The following is a 16,628-nucleotide window of genomic DNA, read 5'->3' as shown; positions in this document are numbered from 1 at the left end:
TAACTGCGGCTTCGCGGTCCTTGCTCCCTCTCCCTCTGGGTCCCAGAGGGAGAGGGAGTAATGCAGTCCTCCGCCGAATTTCGCGGGCTGCGAATCCATCAACTCGGGTGCACGTATTCCGCCACGAAGGCACGTCTTGTGCCGTCCGGAAAAACGACCGTGACCTCATCGCCGGCCACCTGTTCCACGCGGCCTCCTCCATAGCGCGGCACGCTCACCTCGTCGCCCGACTTGAACGATGCCACCGGCAGCGGAATTTCGGCCAATGCCGGTTCTACCACCGGCATCACCGCCGGACGCAGGCAGTTGTCGCAATGCCCGCATCGCTCGCCCTCCATCGATGGTTCGTCAAAATACTCGAGCAGCACGCGCCAGCGGCAAAACCCCGTTTGGGCATAAAAGACCATGCGTTCCAGAGCCTCCTGGTCACGCTCGGCCTTGTCTTCGTAGGAACGCGCCAACTGCCGCAATCGGTCGAGGTCTGCCTTCGCACCTGGACTCAGCGACCATGCCCGCGACCGGTTTGTTTTTGCGATGCCCCCGTCGCGAAGGAGCGTCAAGGCGACCGTGATGCGGTTGCTCGACAGGCCGTGCAGGGGCGCGGCAATGTCGTCCAGATGCAGAGGCTCGGGCGCAGCGCTCAGCACGGCGTACACCGCCTGGAGGTCATCCGCCGTCGGGTAGCGCCTGGCGAGAAAGAACTGCTGCACCTGCTTGTCCTTGCGAAAGAACAGCAAGACGCAGTCGGCGGGCTGTCCGTCGCGCCCCGCCCTGCCCGCCTCCTGGTAGTACGACTCCAGCGTCCCGGGCATCTGGTAATGAATGACGAAGCGCACATCGGCCTTGTCAATGCCCATGCCGAAGGCGTTGGTCGCCACCATGACACGGGCATCTCCGTTCATGAATCGATCCTGGTTGCCGTGGCGCTCGGCGGAACTCAGCCTGCCGTGATAACGCGTGACCGGCATCTGCGCGGCGGCGAGCTTTTCATGTACTTTCTCGCATGCCTTCACGGTCGACGTGTAGACGATGCCGCATCCACGCGTGTTCGACAACGCCTCCATGAGCTGCGACAGCTTTTGCTCCTCGCGCGTGGCCTGCGACACCTGGAAACGCAGGTTGGGCCGGTAGATGCCTGTGTTGACCACGTGCATGCGCGGTCGCATCAGTTGCTGTCGTATGTCTTCGATGACCTCGGAGATGGCCGTTGCAGTGAGCGCGAGCACAGGCGGCTGCCCGAGCGCGTCGAGCGCTTGGCCAATACCAAGGAACGCCGGTCGGAAGTCGTGGCCCCACTGCGAGATGCAGTGGGCTTCGTCCACGACCAAGAGGGCGATCTTCTGCGCTTTCATCGCGGTGATGAAGTCCGGATCGGCGAGCCGCTCGGGTGTGGCAAAGACGATGGCCGTGCCTGATTCGGCGATGCGCTGCATCGACGCATCCTGCTCGCTCTTGCGCAGCGCGCTATTCAACTGCTCAACCGACACGCCCGCCTTCTCCAGTTTGTCGGCCTGGTCCTTCATCAGCGAGATGAGTGGCGAGACGACCAGCGTCGTGCCGTCTAGATGCAGCGCTGGCAGTTGATAGCACAGCGATTTGCCCGCACCGGTGGGCATGATGGCAAGCGTGTCCTGCCCGTCGAGCACCCGCGAGATCACTTGCTGCTGCCCTTCGTGGAGCCGTGTGATGCCGAATGTGTCGCGAAGCGAACGACGCACCGCTGCGGGGATGGTGGGCGCGGCCATCCCCGGAACCGGCAAGCAGCGTACCCGTGGAAAGGCCGATTCAGGTCAAAGGTGGCATGCATGAAGTAGATTGTGTGCAATACAACTGCGTGCAATACAATTGCATCATGGCGAAATCAAACTCACTTCAGAAACCGCCCTCCGGCGAGTTGCTGAAGCTCGACCACCAGCTTTGCTTTGCACTCTATTCGGCGTCGCTCGCGATGACGAAGCTGTACAAGCCGCTGCTCGCCCCGCTCAATCTCACCTACCCGCAATACCTCGTGATGCTGGTGCTCTGGGAACGCGACGCGATTACGGTCTCAGACCTGGGACAACGGCTGCAACTGGACTCCGGCACGCTCACGCCCCTGCTCAAGCGGCTCGAGGCCAACGACATGGTGCAGCGCCAACGTGACACTTCCGACGAACGCCGCGTGATGCTGACCCTCACGCCCTCCGGCCGCGGCCTGAAGTCTCGCGCGGCGAAGGTGCCGCCCGAGGTGGTGTGCGCCACGGCCTGCAGCCTCGACGAGCTGACTTCCCTCACGCAGCGGCTCAAAGCGCTACGCGACGAAATCCAGAGTCATTCCCACACGGTCGCAGTCTGACCCCCTCTTTCATTCACCCTACCCGTTCACTCAAAGGACCACACCATGGCACTCGATAAAGTTCTTTACACCGCCCACGCTACCGCCACCGGCGGCCGCGAAGGCTCGGCCAAGTCTTCCGACGGCGTGCTCGACGTTCGCCTGTCCACCCCGAAGGAACTTGGCGGCGCAGGCGGCCCCGGCACCAACCCCGAGCAGATGTTCGCAGCTGGCTACGCGGCCTGCTTCATCGGCGCGATGAAGGCAGTTGCCGGCAAGTTGCAGATCGCCGTGCCGACTGATGTGTCAATCACCGCGGATGTGGGCATCGGCCCCATCCCTGCCGGCTTCAGCATCCAGGCGACGCTGAACATCTCGCTGCCGGGTCTTGACATCGAAACAGCCCAGAAACTGGTCGACGCCGCCCACCGGGTCTGCCCATACTCGAACGCGACGCGCGGCAACATCGACGTGACGCTGAACATCGTTTAAGACGCGCGTCAGGGGCTGGGAGCCCTTCTTCGCGTGCACTCAACTTCCGTTCGGGCGATGGGAGGGCGATTGGCAGGCTTGGATCGCCCAACTGCCAAGACATCACAGCATGCGGAGCATCAATTCGACCCGCGCTTTCGCTGGCGGCAGATCGTCTGACGCCGGCAGCGCGCCTCTCGCCGTCGGCAGTATCCGACCGTCTCGCGTGCGGGTGCTGCGAAGTACCTTCACCCCTTGTGCAACGGCCTCCAACAACGCAGCTTCAAGATCGCGGTGCAAGGTACCGTTGCCGGTGCTGCCCACCACCAACCCCTTCACCCCGATCGTGCAGAGCGCCCGCACCACTGCACCGCTCGCACCGGCGTGACTGACCACAATCTCGACATGCGGCCACCGGGCCTCATCCTCCGGGAGCTTGTCGACACCCAGCGCCTCGCCTTCAGGCCACGGTCGAAAGACGCGCAGTTCGCCCTCCTCGACGCAGGCAATCAGCCCGGCGTCGCCTGAGCTGAACGCATCGACGCGATACGGGTGAACCTTGCGCACGTCGCGCGCGCCGTGAACCTGGCCCGAGAACACCGCCACCACGCCGCGAGCACCCGGTGCCTGCGCTACGGCAACCGCATCGAGCAGGTTTTGGGGGCCATCGCTTTGCAAGGCTGTGGCGGGCCGCATTGCACCGGTAATGACCACAGGCTTTGCCGGCGCGAGCACGCGCTGCAGAAACCATGCGGTCTCCTCAAGCGTGTCTGTGCCATGCGTGACGACGATACCGATCACGTCGTCGCGGCTCAGATGGTGCGCGCAGCGCAGCGCGAGCCGCCTCCAGACGGCGTGGCTCATGTCCTTGCTGTCGACTTGCGCGACCTGCTCGACTTCGAGCGAGGCGTCCTTCAAGGCCGGAACGGCACGAACGAGCTGGGCTACACCCAACTGCGCCGCGGTGTAGCCCACGTTGTCTCCTGCGTCAGAGGCCGTACCGGCGATGGTGCCGCCGGTGCCCAACACGACGACGGTCGATGCTTTCTTTTGCATTTTTTGGGAAGCTGGATGAAAATACAGGTACTGGATGAATGTTCAGTAGACGTTTAAAGCGCTTCTATGGCGTGCCTGAGGAACCCGATGCAAGACGCTCCGAAACTCACAGAACGACAGCAGCAAATCCTCGACTTGGTTCAAGGTGCCATCGAGCGCACCGGCGCTCCGCCAACGCGTGCAGAGATCGCCACTGAACTGGGTTTCAAGTCCGCCAACGCCGCCGAGGAGCACCTGCAAGCCCTCGCCCGCAAGGGCGTCATCGAACTGGTGGGCGGCACCTCGCGAGGCATCCGGCTCAAGTCTGACACATTGCGTGCGCTCAACGAGAGCCGCGGCAAGCAGTTCAGCCTGCCTCTGCCCGGCCTTGCGCAGCTTTCCCTGCCTCTTGTGGGCCGAGTCGCCGCCGGCAGCCCCATCCTTGCGCAAGAGCACATCGACCAGACCTTCGTGATGGAAGCAAGCATGTTCTCGCGCCGACCCGACTACCTCCTGAAGGTCCGAGGCATGAGCATGCGAGACGCCGGCATCATGGACGGTGATTTGCTGGCAGTACAAAAGGCCACCGACGCCAAGAACGGCCAGATCGTGGTCGCACGCCTGGGCGATGACGTGACAGTCAAGCGCTTCAAGCGCACCCGCACGAGCATCGAGCTCATCCCCGAAAACCCCGACTTCAAGATCATCGTCGTGCCCTTTGGCGACGTGGACTTTCATCTGGAAGGTCTCGCGGTCGGGCTCATTCGCAACGATATGCTGATGTGAGAGGCTGAGAGTGTTTCGAGCGTGCTCGACGTGATGAGCCAGCATGATCGAAAAACTCTCCGGTCTTTAGCCCGACCATGCGCAACCGAGCGATTCACACCCTGCCACGCAGAACCAACACCGTCGAATCCACCATGGTCATCAAAGCCCCCAAGGCCGCGAGCGCGGCCGACTGCAAGACACTGGAGCAATTGCCCAACATCGGCCCATCACTGGCGGCCGACCTCCGGCTGATTGGCGTCACCGAGCCGCGTCAGCTCCGCGGTAAAGATGCCTTCGTCCTCTATCAAAAGCTCTGCGCCGCCACAGGCCAGCGGCAAGACCCTTGCGTGCTTGACACCTTCATGGCCGCAACAGACTTCATGAGCGGCGCCCCGGCTGCGCCGTGGTGGAAATACACCCCGCAGAGGAAGGCGCTGTTCGGGCAGGTTTGACGGACCATTAGGATTGGGCCCGAAACAATTTCCCGTTTTGGGGGCGCAGGGCGGGCGCGCTGCGGCGTTGCTCCTCACTTGTGTGGCCCGCCACACGGCGCTCGGAGCGCCTTGCATCGCATCCCGCCCTGCGCCCCCAAAACGGGAACTTATTCCGTGCCACATCCTTACTTGCCCGGCTGCAACAACAAGACCGACTCGGCCGCCCCGACCCACACGGGCACATAGTCGACCTTCGCCCACGGTTCCACGAAGCTCTTGTAGAGCGGCGAAAAGAACAGGCCCGATTGCCCGCTCGAATGCATGAAGCGTGATTGAGTCGGGTCAGCTAGATCGTAGATGCCGCGGTACGAGGGGCCGTGTTCGTCCAGGTAGAGCTCACCCGTGGTGACGTCCGGGCGCAGGCCAACGCGCGACACGTTCAGGGTGTAGGTGTCGCCTCCCACAGGGGTGCGAAGTTCGAACCACTTCGCCAGCGGCTTCACGCGGCTGAAAGGCCGATGCTCGGATCGGGCAACGTGGGCCTTGCCCCATTGCCACTTTGAAACGTCTGAACCCTGGCTCGCCTGGAGTTCGTCCAGGGTCTTGGTGAAAGCAATGTCGACCTGCTGCTCGCAGGTCTCGACGGCGGGTGTGGTCTTGTTGTCGCACCACCAGGTGTCGTTGCGGTCCAGCACGCCTTCCATCGCATCCCGAAAGCTCCGGCCAGAACGCTCGAACAGCTTTTCGCCGACCTCATCGGCGAACAGCCCGTAGCTCATGTGCCTCGTCCATGCCCAGAAGATCAGCGGAGCTGCCTTCCCGGCTGTCATGGCCCCGTTGAATCCGGCCAGTTGCTCCTGGGCGGCTGCCGCCAGGGCATGCGAGGACTTTGCCTTTCGCAGATACGGCAGCAAACGCGGGGTCGCGAGCGACATCACATCCGCCTGCATGTCGCGCAAGCTGTCAATGCTGTGCTGACGCTTCGCCGCCAGCATCTGTTCGATGCGCTGCATGCGATACGGCGGCGCCCATTCGTTTGTGATGTAGTGCGGGTAGCCGGCCGCATGAATCTTCTGGTTCGCTGTACCGATCCAGCCGCGGGGCGGGTCCATTTCTCGCGGGGTGAGACTGGCTTCGAGGTAGCCATCCCAGTCGTAGCGTGCATCCCAGCCGGGCGATGGCACCTGCCCCTTCAAGTCGTTGCCTGCCTTGCGCAGGGGAACGCGCCCTGCCGACACGACGCCGATGTGCCCGTCGACGTCGGCGACCACCATGTTCTGCATGGGCACGGTGTAGTTGGCCGATGCAGCCACGAACTCGGCCACGTTGCGCGCAGTGTTGAAGCCGATTGATGCATCGATGGTCCCGAGATGGGTGTCGAGCGCAGTCCACCGCATTGCGATCGCGTACGCGGGACGACCGGTCGGGCCTGTCAGACCATTGCCTATCGCACTCCCGTCCGTGATGACGGGCCCGTGCCGCGTCGCCCTCGCCGTGATGGTCACGTCGGGCTTGCCCTTGACCTTGATCACTTCGTCAACGGTCTCGAATTTCGCCCAGCCCGAGGGAGTCTGATATTGGGTCGGGTCGTCGGGCTTGATGCGCTCGATGTAAAGATCCTGTACATCAGGCGCCGTATTGGTGAAGCCCCACGCGACGTTCTCGTTTTGCCCGAGCACGACGCCCGGCAGCCCCGGCATGGTGGCACCGGCGACCTTCAGGCCCGGCGCTTCCAGCCGCGCCAAATACCAGAGCGCGGGCGCACTGAGCTTCAGGTGCGGATCGTTCGCCAGCAACGGCTTGCCCGTCACGGTATGCGAGCCATGCACCACCCAGTTGTTCGAACCGATGCCCTCGACGCCCGACTCAGGCGCCATGAGCATTGCCGTCTGCCCGAGCCGGCCGTCCACCTTCAGGTCGCGGTACAGCGCCGCGTAGTCGGTGGAGACCAGAGGTTTGTCGCCCGGGTAAGGTGGAAGCAGTTCATTGATCCGATCCACCGGAAGTCGCAATGACAAGCGCATGCGGAGCAGTTCGGTGGTCCAGTTGCCGCCCAGGTCCCAGGCCATCATGGTCAGCCAAGCCATGGTGTCTTCCGGCGCCCAAGGCTCGGGTTGGATTCCTGTCAGTACGAACTCAGGAGGGCGGACCCTCATCGCGTTGGCAAGGTAGGCGTTGATACCCGCGGTGTACGCGCTGATGGCCGCCTTTGCACGCGGGCCCGCATTGACCCATTGCACCGCCGCCACCCGCCTCACGCCCAGTGCACGCAGGAACTTGTCGTTGTCGAGCGCAGCCTCGCCGAACGCCTCGGACAGCCGCCCTGAACCGATGCGCTTGTGCGTCTCGAGCTGCCACAACCGGTCCTGTGCATGCACGAATCCAAGTCCGAAGAGCGCGTCATCGGCCGACGCCGCCTTGATTGTCGGAATGCCATTGGCATCTCGCTCGATGCGGATTTCCGCCTTCGGCCCGGCCAGGCTCATGGTGCCGTCGACCTTGGGCGACGCCTGGCGGGTGTAGATCCAGACGGCGGCAACCACCGCGACGGCCAGCAAGAGCGCGAATGCGGCAATTCGGCGCAACCATTTCATTCGTTATCTCCACTTGCGTACGGGGTCTCTCAGGCCAAATCTGTGCGCTTTCCGGGCGCTTTTCCAGCTATCGCACCGGGCGGCGCGCCGAAACAATCGTCGCATAGCCCGTCGATGGACAGGCAAGGTAACGTTCATGTGGTGCGGTCTGCTGGTTCAACTGCCAACTTCGAAGACATCCCGGAAGTCGCCCAAGGGCCCGACGCGCATCGAAAGTTGCCCGCCCTCCTTCGGCCCTTCGCAAGGCCCGATCGATCGCCTGTGGAACCGCCTGCTCGACTGGTTGGGTGAAGGCTTCGACCGTCAGTCGCATCGCGATGCCGACGCCAGCGACTCGCTGCTGCCTGACGGGGGGACGCCGCTGTCCCTGGTTCGACTCGAATTCATCAGTTCGCTGGACGACATTCCAACGCGCTGCGCCGCGGATTTGTTTGTGCGCATTCGCAAAGCCAGTTCTCTTCGCGATCTATGGCACCTGCGCGCTGATGTATTCAACGCTGTGTCTTGCTACAGCACCCAGGCCGAGGCGCGCGAGCGTCTGTCACGCCTGAACCGTCACTTCCCGGCACGAGCACCGAAGAGCGGTTTCGGCGGTTTCGATGCCATCCCGCAAGGAAACCTGAAGTCATGAGCAAACAACAACACGAATCGCAACATGTTGTCGGCTATTCGCTCGCTGCAGCGCACGGTCACGGAATGCCCGACGACCGCCTGGCCAGAATGGCCGCACGCCGCGCCTTCGTCGAGATGAAGCAGGTCTTCATGCGCGCCGCGGCGGACGTGAAAGGATCAGTTGGCGAGATGCTTCAGTACCGCGTGCGCACGGCCAACGAACCGGTCGAACTTTGGCGCATCCGCGCGGTGATTCTCGCCTCGCTGCCCAGCCATCACGAGCGTTCGCTGATTCATCGCATCGAGCTGCATCGGCAGCTCGACAGTCTTCCGTTCAACGCGTGCGATACCGAAGTCATGCCGATGCCTCTCAGAGGCTGAGAGGTTTTCGATCATGCCCGCTCATCAGCCTCTCAGCGGGAACTGAGCGCCAGCTTCACCCCGAGCCCCACGAACAGTGCGCCGCCTGCGCGCTGCAGCCACGCTGCCGCCCGACCCGCGGATTCCGACCGGGCGATTCGTTCGCGCATCACCCCCGCCAACAACGCCATGAGGGTATTGATGGCCGTACCACCGACATTGAATATCCCGCCAAGCAGCAGGAAGGCGGCCGCCTGACCCGATTCGCTCGGCGAAATGAACTGCGGCAGGAAAGCAAGGAAGAACAGCGCCACCTTCGGATTCAGCGCATTGGTCAAAGCGCCCTGCCAGAACACCCGTTGATGCGGCGCCGCAGCAGTTGCCGTTGCCGTTGCCGCCCGGCCGGAGCGCTTGCGGATCATTCCGCATCCGATCCACACCAGATACACAGCCCCCACCCACTTCACCACTTCAAAGGCGAGCGGCGACGCAGCCAGCAAGGCCGACAACCCCACGGCCGCAAGGAATGTGTGCAGCACGCACCCGGCCCCGATACCCAGCGACGCCATCACCCCCGCGCGCCGACCGTTGGCCGCGCTGTTGCCGATGACGAAGAGCATGTCCGGCCCAGGCGTCAGGTTCACGACCAGGGCCGCCGCAATGAAAAGCGGCAGGTTGTGGATCGGCAGGTTCAATTGAGGGGACCCAGGTAGTCCATCTTGCCCAGATCCACGCCGTTGTGGCGGAGCAGGGCGTAAGTGGTCGTGACGTGGAAGAAGAAGTTGGGCAGCACGAAATGCTTCAGGTACGGCTCGCCTTTGACGACGATCGCACCGTCGCGGCGTGGCACGGTGATGTCCTTGTCCTCGCTACCGTCGATCTGAGCAGCGGGCAAGGACTGCACATAGTCGATGGTCTTCTTGATGCGTGCTCGCAGTTCGTCGAAGCTGGCTTCGTTGTCTTCGAACTTGGGGGCTTCGACACCAGCCAGACGCGCAACGCCGAACTTGGCCGCGTCGCTCGCAATCTGGACCTGCTTGGTGAAGGGCAGCATGTCGGGCGCAAGACGGGCCGCAAGCAGGACACTGGTGTCGAAATTCCTGGTTGTCGCGTGGGCTTCGGCTTTGTCGAGCCACGACAGCATGTTGCCGAGCATGCGAGCGAAAACGGGCACGCTGGCCGAGTGCATCGAAATGGACATGAGAGAGTCTCCTTGAATGCGGTTACGAAGTGCCGCGATGCTACCGCTGACCGCGCGGACGTGCAGACCGGGCACAATGCAGCCACGGGCTGTCATCCCGCGTATACCCCTCGCACGAATCTGCACGCACTGCAAGCAACACGCCGACCGTGAACATCATCATCCTCGACGACTACCAGGACGCCGTTCGCAAGCTCAAGTGCGCGAGCAAGCTTGAATCCCTCAACGCCAAGGTCTTCACCAACACCGTCAAGGGCATCGGCCAGTTGTCGGTGCGGCTGCGTGACGCAGACGTGCTGGTGTTGATCCGCGAGCGAACGCATTTTCCGAAACAATTGCTCGAGAAACTGCCCCGGGTCAAGCTGATCGCGCAGACGGGGCGTGTCGGATCGCACATCGACGTCGACACTTGCACGCGCATGGGCATTGCCGTCGCCGAGGGTGTGGGCTCGCCGGTGGCGCCGGCCGAGCTGACCTGGGCACTCATCATGGCGGCCATGCGGCGCCTACCGCAGTACATCGGCAACCTCAAGCACGGGGCGTGGCAGCAGTCGGGGCTGAAGGCGGCATCCATGCCGCCCAATTTCGGGCTGGGCATGGTGCTCCAAGGCAAGACGCTGGGCATCTGGGGCTACGGCAAGATCGGCCAGACGGTGGCCGGCTACGGGCGCGCCTTCGGAATGAACGTGCTGGTGTGGGGCAGCGAATCTGCCCGCACCCAGGCGGTGGCAGACGGGTATATCGCGGCGCAGAGCTGCGAATCATTTTTCGCAACCTGCGACGTGTTGAGCCTGCACCTGCGTCTGTCAGATGAGACGCGTGGCGTGGTCAAGCACGACGCGCTGGCGCAGATGAAGCCGACCGCACTGCTCATCAACACTTCGCGTGCCGAACTGCTTGAAGAAGGCGCGCTGGTGTCCGCGCTCAATCGCGGGCGTCCAGGCATGGCAGCGGTGGACGTGTTCGAGAGCGAACCCATACTGCAAGGCCACCCGCTGCTGCGGCTCGAAAACGCGGTCTGCACGCCGCACATTGGCTACGTCGAGCAGGACAGCTACGAGTTCTACTTCAGCGCGGCCTTCGATAACGTCGTGAATTTCGTACAAGGGCACCCGAGCAACATCATCAATCCCGATGCGCTGAAGGTGCTACGTTGAGCCAAGAGGCCGGCAGCGAAGCTGCTCGGGTCGAAGAACCCACTGCCTCCCCGCCCGGCCCTCAGTCCCTGTCTGACCTTTTCTGGACTTTCAACCGCTTGTCACTGCAAGGTTCGGCGGCGTGCTGGCGGTTGCCCAGCGCGAACTGGTCGAACGCAAACAGTGGATCTCGCACCAGCAATTCCTCGAGCTGCTGTCGGTAAGCCAAGTGCTGCCCGGCCCCAACGTGGTCAACCTGTCGCTGATGATCGGAGACCGGCATTTCGGCCTTCGCGGTGCATTCGTTGCGCTCGGGGGCATGCTCGCCATCCCGCTCGTGATCGTGCTGGCCGTCACTGCCCTGTATGCCCAGTATGCGAGCCTGCCAATGGTGAGCGGTGCGCTGCGGGGCATGGGCGCGGTAGCAGCAGGACTGGTCATCGCAACGGCGCTCAAGCTGGCAACGACTCTGCGAAGCGGCGCCATGGGCGTGCCGCTGAGTGCCATCTTCGGCCTGCTCACCTTCATTGCAATCGCCCTGCTGCGCTGGCCGCTGGTGTGGGTGCTGCTCGGGCTCGGACCGGTCGCGGTGGCGATCGCGTGGCGAAGGATCAAGCCATGAACGCCTGGATGGCAGGCCACGACTGGGTCGACATCGCTTCGCTGTTTGGGCACTTCCTTGTGCTGAGTCTCCTGGCCGTGGGCGGGGCCATCACGACCACGCCGGACATGAGCCGCTACCTCGTCCATGATCACCACTGGCTCAGCCCGGAAGAATTCACCGCATCGATCGCAATCGCGCAAGCCGCGCCCGGACCGAACCTGCTTTTCGTCGCGGTACTCGGCTGGAACGTGGCGGGGCCGATCGGGGCACTGGCGACGATGACGGGCATCCTGATTCCGTCGACCGCCTTGTCCTTGTGGGTAACGCGCTGGGGTCAGTCGCGCAAGGAGACCCGTGGCGTGCGCTCGTTCACCGCAGGCATGGCGCCCCTGACCATCGGCTTGTTGCTCGCGACAGGGTGGATTCTTGCCGGACCGACGGGCGGGCACATCGGCGCAATGCTGCTGGTCGCGGCGACGGTGGTTGTGATGGTGAAGACCAAGCTGAGCCCGATTTGGGCGGTAGCCGCAGGCGCTGTGGCGGGAGCGTTCGGACTGGCCTGATTCGTAGAGGTGGGCAAAGCATTCTCAACCCACAGGGCCAAATCCTCAGCGCAGTGCGTCGGCCACCAATATCGGCAGTTCGGTCAGGTCGCGCGCCACGTTGGCCGGAAGATCATCCCAGTCCACCCCGGCAAAAAACACTTCCGCGCCACCCGTCGGATGTGCCCGAACTGCCACCGTCAGCGGCAACTCCGGATGCGACTCAGGACCTTCCATCAGCACCGGCGTTCCGCCGACTGACGATGCAAAGACGATCCGCATGAATTCTTCTCGGCCGACCCCGCCTTCGCTGCCCACACGAGTAAACACCGAAAGGCCGTGTCGTTGAGCAGATGCCTCGATGCGCTCGACCGTTTCCAGGACACGAAAGCGGCTCGACTGCGAGAGCGGGTGGCGCTCATGCGCAACCGCGCTGCGTCCGATGCCGAGTGCGGCCATCACGACTGCAACACTGCCTGTCATCCAGAATCGGAAGGGCTGTTTCATCGAGAGCTCCTCGGTTCAATTGCCGATGAGGGCCGAGTTTGAATTCGGCCTGTGACCTCCCTGTGAAAACCGGTAACGTCCAGGAGCCTTTGGACGGCCTCTCGAAGAACGAGTAGTTTGTAGCAATCTCGCAAATTCCAGGGAGAACCCCTGAGAGGCTGAGAGTTTTTCGAACGTGTCCGAGCAGCACGTCAAAAGGCGCCTGATCTAGGCGCAAAGCGCAGCCATAGCTATAGCTTGGCTATGGCGAGCATTTGCAACGACGAGCAGGGGGCTTTTGGCGTGATGAGCGGGCATGCGAAAAACTCTCAGCCTCTGAGCGTCGGGGTTGGAATTTCGGTGCGTCGCCGGGCGTTGCGACTCCACAGGCAGCGCTGTGAAAGACGCGTCTTGGTACAGAGGTAAGCGATGGAACTTTCAAGAACAGCCGATTGGCGGTTCTTATCGTTTCACCTCTACTTTGTTCCAAAAATCTTGTCACCCGCGTCGCCAAGCCCCGGGATGATGTAGCCCACTTCGTTGAGATGGCTGTCCACTGCTGCCGCCCAGCAGCGCACCTCGGGATGTGCCTTGTTCAAGGCTGCTACCCCTTCGGGCGCAGCGACAAGCACCAAGGCACGAATGTCGGTACAGCCCCTGCTCTTGAGCAAGTCGATGGTGGCGATCATCGAACCCGCGGTCGCGAGCATGGGGTCGATGATGATGGCCGTGCGCTGGTCGAGGTGGCCGACGAACTTCTCGAAGTAGTTCTCGGGTTGCAGGGTCTCGTGATTGCGGCTGAGGCCGACCACGCTGACCTTGGCATTAGGAATCATGTCCAGCACACCATCAAGCATGCCGAGCCCGGCTCGCAGAATGGGCACGACCGTCACCTTCCGGCCGCTGATCTGGTCGATCTCGGTTGGACCGCTCCAGCAGTCAATGGTGATCTTTTCGAGAGGGAAGTCGGCCGTGGCCTCATAGGCCAACAGTCGGGCGAGCTCATTGGTCAGCTCGCGGAATTTCTTGGTCGAGATGTCGAGTTCGCGCAGCAACCCGACCTTGTGCTTGACGAGCGGATGGCGGACATCGATGACGGGCATTTGGTGAAGGAGAAAAGTGAAATTTGAAACGTGGGGACCACGCACCTGGGCGCATTGTCACCTTTCACGTTTCACCTTTCAGTCTTCCGGTCACGCGTTGGTTGACCTCAAGTACGCCACCAGCTCACCCACTTACTGGTTGGGCAGCTCGTCGCTCGGCGTTTCGGCCGCAAAAATCACTCGCCGACGAAAGCAGGAACGCGAGCGAGGCACCATGGCGCGCCGGTTCGGCACCCGCACGATGCCATCGCGGCCATCATTTTTTCACCTGGACGGTGAGCTTCATGTCCGGATGCATCGCGCATTCGATCTCGACCGTGCCGGCCTTGTCGAAGACGACGCTCTTAGATCCGCCCTGCGGGGACGGTCCCAGGTCGAAACTTTTGGTTTCGGACAGCGAGAACAAGTTGTGCGCGTACGGGTCTTCGTTGACGAACTTCACCGAGTCACCGACCTTCACGCTCAGCTTATTGGTGGAAAAGGCCATGCTCTTTTGCGCGACCACGTGCTCGGCAGCACCCGCGGCACCGCTCATCATTGACAGCGCCAGCGCGCCGATCCAGGCAATATTCGACTTCATCATATTCAAGCTCCTATCACGTTCACTCGCGGCAACATCGCGCAGCATGCGCCACATGAGCGCACTTGATGTGCCCGCGACACTGATGACCAGTGTGATCATCAGCATCGCGAACAGCGTCGCGTGCCATTTCCAATGCAGACATGCCGCCTTTGCGAGACGCACTTTTCAACGGCGGACTGTCGGCTTGAACCACGTCCTTACTGTGGCAATTGCGGAACACTGAGCGTTTTGCGCTTGCCAGTCAGGGCCTTCATGAACGCGACCAGGTCGCCCTTGTCCTGTTCGCTGAGGTTCAGCGGCTTGATGCTCGCCGACAGATTGGACTTGTCGTCGCCGCCGCGCGCATAGTGCTCAACCACGTCTTTCAGCGTTGCCGCCGAGCCGTCACGGAAGTACGGCGCGGTGAGATCGATGTCGCGTAGACCCGGCGTCTTGAAGGCGCCCTTCATGCTCGACACTTTTCGAATGCTGAAGCGGCCCAGGTCTCCTTCTCCATCGCCTTTCTTCGCGATACCGATGTTGTGGAATCCGTTGTCGGTGAAGTTGGGAGCCGAGTGGCAGCCTGCGCAATTGCCCTTGCCGGCGTCGGTAAATATCTTGAAGCCGCGCCACTGCTGGGCAGTCATTGCATTCTTGTCGCCGTCAAGCCAGCGGTCGAAAGGAGAGTCATTGACGATCACCGTGCGCTCGAAAGCAGCGATGGCCTTGGCAACCGTGTCTTCCGTCACGCCTTCGCCGGGGTAAGCCTTCTCGAACATCGCCACATACGCCGGCACGGACCGCAGGCGGCCCAGCGAGACGGCGAAGTCGGTGTTCATTTCCTGCGGGGCTTTCATGGGCCCGAGCGCCTGGTCTTCAAGGGACTTCTTGCGGCCGTCCCACATGAACTGGGTGTTGTAGGCGGTGTTGAGCACAGTAGGTGTGGCGCGGCCCAGAATCTGACCTCCCCACCCGACTGCCGTCTTCAACCCGTCGGACCAACCGAGCGAGGGATTGTGGCAAGTCGCGCACGACATGGCGCCGTTGCCCGACATGCGCGGATCGAAGAAGAGAGCCTGGCCGAGTTCGACGCGGGCCGATGTGCTGACGTTGTCGGCGGGCATCGGCACCGCTGGAAGCTTCCAGGCCTTGTCGGCCGCGGTAGGCGCAGGGGCATAGTCCACTGCAAACGAAGAAATGGAAAACGCGCACAAACATGCTGTGAGCGTGGCATTGATCACGAATCGACCCATGAAAAAGTTGTCCTTTAAGCGTTCTTTCTCTTTTTTGCTCCCCGATGACAAGCGGCATTCTCGGCAGTTGACCGCACAGGCTTAAGGGACAAAGTCGCAGAGTCGCGGAAAGAATTTTTATTTTTGGACCACAGGTCTAAGGAGATCAGGCATCACGCTGGCGAAGCGCTTCGTACAGGCAGATGCCCGAGGCCACCGAGACGTTGAGGCTTTCGACCGCACCCTTCATCGGCAAGCGGACGAGTTCGTCGCAGGTGCGGCTCGTGAGTTGCCGCATGCCCGAGCCTTCGGCGCCCAGCACCAGCGCGATTGGACCGCTGAGGTCCAGGTCGTAGAGCGATTTCTGCGCATCGTCGGACGTGCCGATGACTCGGATGTCGCGTTCCTTGAGTTCGTTCAAGGTGCGAGCAAGGTTGGTGACCATGAAGTAAGGCACGGTCTCGGCCGCGCCACTTGCCACCTTGGCCACCGTGGCGTTCACGCCCACGGCATGGTCCTTGGGCGCGATGACCGCATGTGCGCCAGCGCCATCGGCCACCCGCAAGCAGGCGCCAAGGTTGTGCGGGTCGGTAATGCCATCGAGCACGAGCAGCAAGGGGTCGCCTTCGACCGCATCGAGCGTGTCATCGAGCGAGTGGCTCATCTGCACCGCCTCGACCCGCGCCACCACGCCTTGGTGGCGATGCGTACCGCACATCTTCTGCAAGCGATCGTCATCGCTTTCGACGATCTTGGCGCCTTCATCCTTGGCGCGATCGACGAACTGTCGCATGCGCTGGTCCCGCCGGGTGGCATCGACATGGATTTCAATGATGGATTTCGGCGCGGTCTTCAGCCGCACAGTGACGGCATGGAAGCCGAACAGGATCTTGTTACTCATCTTTGGGATGGTAGCCGCTCCCTTCGGATGCGATGTACTGGCGCGATGGGTCTCGGTGCAAGGGTCAATGTTCACGCTCTTGTCGTGCGAACGGGTCGCTCTGGCCCACTCACTGCGCTATAGCGCAAATGACGAACAGCACGATCACTTCGATCGGTGGTTTTACGGAATGAATTCACGCGTGGCCTGCCTCTCGCTGCCTGCACGTCGGCACGTCGGCACGTCGGCACGTCGGCACGTCGGCACGTCGGCACGTCGGCACGTCGGCACGTT

19 protein-coding genes are annotated in these 16,628 nt (G+C 62.4%); 9 read left to right on the top strand and 10 right to left on the bottom strand.

Translation table 11 applies throughout. The features are described 5' to 3' along the window. Window positions 1–98 precede the first annotated feature (98 nt). The gene (locus tag AC30NL_RS12505) at window positions 99–1,745 is read right to left on the bottom strand and encodes a RecQ family ATP-dependent DNA helicase (RefSeq protein ID WP_489464326.1); all 1,647 of its coding nucleotides are present in this window, start codon (window positions 1,743–1,745) and stop codon (window positions 99–101) included. 107 nt (window positions 1,746–1,852) lie between these two features. Here AC30NL_RS12505 and AC30NL_RS12500 point away from each other — a divergent pair, with 107 nt between their 5' ends. Both AC30NL_RS12500 and AC30NL_RS12495 read left to right on the top strand, forming a co-directional pair. After that, window positions 1,853–2,335 carry a MarR family winged helix-turn-helix transcriptional regulator gene (locus AC30NL_RS12500; RefSeq protein ID WP_489464325.1) on the top strand — a complete coding sequence of 161 codons (483 nt, stop codon included), beginning with the start codon at window positions 1,853–1,855 and terminating at the stop codon, window positions 2,333–2,335. 45 nt (window positions 2,336–2,380) lie between these two features. After that, on the top strand, window positions 2,381–2,806 hold the full coding sequence (locus AC30NL_RS12495) for an organic hydroperoxide resistance protein (protein ID WP_489464324.1): 426 nt from the start codon (window positions 2,381–2,383) through the stop codon (window positions 2,804–2,806). Window positions 2,807–2,908: 102 nt separating this feature from the next. Here the strand turns inward: AC30NL_RS12495 and AC30NL_RS12490 are convergent, their stop codons facing one another. Continuing rightward, entirely contained in the window at window positions 2,909–3,841 is a 933-nt protein-coding gene (locus tag AC30NL_RS12490; RefSeq protein ID WP_489464323.1) for an asparaginase, read from the bottom strand. An 87-nt stretch (window positions 3,842–3,928) separates the two neighbouring features. Here AC30NL_RS12490 and lexA point away from each other — a divergent pair, with 87 nt between their 5' ends. Together lexA and AC30NL_RS12480 are read left to right on the top strand one after the other, a co-directional pair. Beyond that, window positions 3,929–4,606 carry a transcriptional repressor LexA gene (gene lexA, locus AC30NL_RS12485; protein ID WP_489464322.1) on the top strand — a complete coding sequence of 226 codons (678 nt, stop codon included), beginning with the start codon at window positions 3,929–3,931 and terminating at the stop codon, window positions 4,604–4,606. A 134-nt stretch (window positions 4,607–4,740) separates the two neighbouring features. Continuing rightward, complete coding sequence (locus AC30NL_RS12480; protein ID WP_489464321.1) at window positions 4,741–5,040, top strand: helix-hairpin-helix domain-containing protein; 300 nt, start codon at window positions 4,741–4,743, stop codon at window positions 5,038–5,040. A 167-nt stretch (window positions 5,041–5,207) separates the two neighbouring features. Here the strand turns inward: AC30NL_RS12480 and AC30NL_RS12475 are convergent, their stop codons facing one another. After that, entirely contained in the window at window positions 5,208–7,616 is a 2,409-nt protein-coding gene (locus tag AC30NL_RS12475; protein ID WP_489464320.1) for a penicillin acylase family protein, read from the bottom strand. 136 nt (window positions 7,617–7,752) lie between these two features. Between AC30NL_RS12475 and AC30NL_RS12470 the strand changes: the two genes are divergently transcribed. Continuing rightward, on the top strand, window positions 7,753–8,247 hold the full coding sequence (locus AC30NL_RS12470; protein ID WP_489464319.1) for a hypothetical protein: 495 nt from the start codon (window positions 7,753–7,755) through the stop codon (window positions 8,245–8,247). Then, window positions 8,244–8,609, top strand: coding sequence for a hypothetical protein (locus AC30NL_RS12465; protein ID WP_489464318.1), 366 nt, complete (start codon window positions 8,244–8,246; stop codon window positions 8,607–8,609). The genes AC30NL_RS12470 and AC30NL_RS12465 overlap by 4 nt, the downstream gene beginning before the upstream one ends. Before the next feature lie 32 nt (window positions 8,610–8,641). On the opposite strand, the gene AC30NL_RS12460 is transcribed toward AC30NL_RS12465, so the two are convergent. Next, window positions 8,642–9,232, bottom strand: coding sequence for a LysE family translocator (locus tag AC30NL_RS12460; protein WP_489464338.1), 591 nt, complete (start codon window positions 9,230–9,232; stop codon window positions 8,642–8,644). Between the two features lie 47 nt (window positions 9,233–9,279). Beyond that, the gene (locus AC30NL_RS12455) at window positions 9,280–9,789 is read right to left on the bottom strand and encodes a DUF1993 domain-containing protein (protein WP_489464317.1); all 510 of its coding nucleotides are present in this window, start codon (window positions 9,787–9,789) and stop codon (window positions 9,280–9,282) included. Between the two features lie 149 nt (window positions 9,790–9,938). Between AC30NL_RS12455 and AC30NL_RS12450 the strand changes: the two genes are divergently transcribed. From AC30NL_RS12450 to AC30NL_RS12440, 3 genes are all read left to right on the top strand, one after another. Then, window positions 9,939–10,946 (top strand): D-2-hydroxyacid dehydrogenase family protein, encoded by a 1,008-nt coding sequence (locus AC30NL_RS12450; RefSeq protein WP_489464316.1) that lies wholly within the window; start codon window positions 9,939–9,941, stop codon window positions 10,944–10,946. A gap of 121 nt (window positions 10,947–11,067) precedes the next feature. Next, entirely contained in the window at window positions 11,068–11,547 is a 480-nt protein-coding gene (locus tag AC30NL_RS12445; protein WP_489464315.1) for a chromate transporter, read from the top strand. After that, window positions 11,544–12,092, top strand: coding sequence for a chromate transporter (locus AC30NL_RS12440; protein ID WP_489464314.1), 549 nt, complete (start codon window positions 11,544–11,546; stop codon window positions 12,090–12,092). Before AC30NL_RS12445 ends, AC30NL_RS12440 begins: the two co-directional genes overlap by 4 nt. Before the next feature lie 45 nt (window positions 12,093–12,137). Here the strand turns inward: AC30NL_RS12440 and AC30NL_RS12435 are convergent, their stop codons facing one another. The 5 genes from AC30NL_RS12435 to rlmB form a co-directional block, all read right to left on the bottom strand. Beyond that, window positions 12,138–12,578 carry a DUF302 domain-containing protein gene (locus tag AC30NL_RS12435; protein ID WP_489464313.1) on the bottom strand — a complete coding sequence of 147 codons (441 nt, stop codon included), beginning with the start codon at window positions 12,576–12,578 and terminating at the stop codon, window positions 12,138–12,140. A gap of 455 nt (window positions 12,579–13,033) precedes the next feature. Then, a complete protein-coding gene (gene upp / locus AC30NL_RS12430; protein ID WP_489464312.1) occupies window positions 13,034–13,660 on the bottom strand; it encodes a uracil phosphoribosyltransferase in 627 nt (208 codons plus the stop codon). 256 nt (window positions 13,661–13,916) lie between these two features. Further along, window positions 13,917–14,297, bottom strand: coding sequence for a cupredoxin domain-containing protein (locus AC30NL_RS12425; RefSeq protein WP_489464311.1), 381 nt, complete (start codon window positions 14,295–14,297; stop codon window positions 13,917–13,919). A 143-nt stretch (window positions 14,298–14,440) separates the two neighbouring features. Continuing rightward, window positions 14,441–15,475 carry a cytochrome-c peroxidase gene (locus AC30NL_RS12420; RefSeq protein ID WP_489464310.1) on the bottom strand — a complete coding sequence of 345 codons (1,035 nt, stop codon included), beginning with the start codon at window positions 15,473–15,475 and terminating at the stop codon, window positions 14,441–14,443. Between the two features lie 145 nt (window positions 15,476–15,620). Continuing rightward, on the bottom strand, window positions 15,621–16,355 hold the full coding sequence (gene rlmB, locus AC30NL_RS12415) for a 23S rRNA (guanosine(2251)-2'-O)-methyltransferase RlmB (RefSeq protein WP_489464309.1): 735 nt from the start codon (window positions 16,353–16,355) through the stop codon (window positions 15,621–15,623). Window positions 16,356–16,628 lie beyond the last annotated feature (273 nt).

This window comes from Rhizobacter sp. (genome assembly GCA_021153565.1).
Taxonomy (GTDB): domain Bacteria; phylum Pseudomonadota; class Gammaproteobacteria; order Burkholderiales; family Burkholderiaceae_C; genus Albitalea.
This window is presented reverse-complemented; position numbering and strand designations above follow the sequence as displayed.

Coding starts and splice junctions, on each gene's coding strand:
- AC30NL_RS12505 (WP_489464326.1), bottom strand. CDS start 1,745: ATGGCCGCGCCCACCATCCCCGCAGCGGTGCGTCGTTCGCTTCGCGAC.
- AC30NL_RS12500 (WP_489464325.1), top strand. CDS start 1,853: ATGGCGAAATCAAACTCACTTCAGAAACCGCCCTCCGGCGAGTTGCTG.
- AC30NL_RS12495 (WP_489464324.1), top strand. CDS start 2,381: ATGGCACTCGATAAAGTTCTTTACACCGCCCACGCTACCGCCACCGGC.
- AC30NL_RS12490 (WP_489464323.1), bottom strand. CDS start 3,841: ATGCAAAAGAAAGCATCGACCGTCGTCGTGTTGGGCACCGGCGGCACC.
- lexA (WP_489464322.1), top strand. CDS start 3,929: ATGCAAGACGCTCCGAAACTCACAGAACGACAGCAGCAAATCCTCGAC.
- AC30NL_RS12480 (WP_489464321.1), top strand. CDS start 4,741: ATGGTCATCAAAGCCCCCAAGGCCGCGAGCGCGGCCGACTGCAAGACA.
- AC30NL_RS12475 (WP_489464320.1), bottom strand. CDS start 7,616: ATGAAATGGTTGCGCCGAATTGCCGCATTCGCGCTCTTGCTGGCCGTC.
- AC30NL_RS12470 (WP_489464319.1), top strand. CDS start 7,753: ATGTGGTGCGGTCTGCTGGTTCAACTGCCAACTTCGAAGACATCCCGG.
- AC30NL_RS12465 (WP_489464318.1), top strand. CDS start 8,244: ATGAGCAAACAACAACACGAATCGCAACATGTTGTCGGCTATTCGCTC.
- AC30NL_RS12455 (WP_489464317.1), bottom strand. CDS start 9,789: ATGTCCATTTCGATGCACTCGGCCAGCGTGCCCGTTTTCGCTCGCATG.
- AC30NL_RS12440 (WP_489464314.1), top strand. CDS start 11,544: ATGAACGCCTGGATGGCAGGCCACGACTGGGTCGACATCGCTTCGCTG.
- AC30NL_RS12435 (WP_489464313.1), bottom strand. CDS start 12,578: ATGAAACAGCCCTTCCGATTCTGGATGACAGGCAGTGTTGCAGTCGTG.
- upp (WP_489464312.1), bottom strand. CDS start 13,660: ATGCCCGTCATCGATGTCCGCCATCCGCTCGTCAAGCACAAGGTCGGG.
- AC30NL_RS12425 (WP_489464311.1), bottom strand. CDS start 14,297: ATGTGGCGCATGCTGCGCGATGTTGCCGCGAGTGAACGTGATAGGAGC.
- AC30NL_RS12420 (WP_489464310.1), bottom strand. CDS start 15,475: ATGGGTCGATTCGTGATCAATGCCACGCTCACAGCATGTTTGTGCGCG.
- rlmB (WP_489464309.1), bottom strand. CDS start 16,355: ATGAGTAACAAGATCCTGTTCGGCTTCCATGCCGTCACTGTGCGGCTG.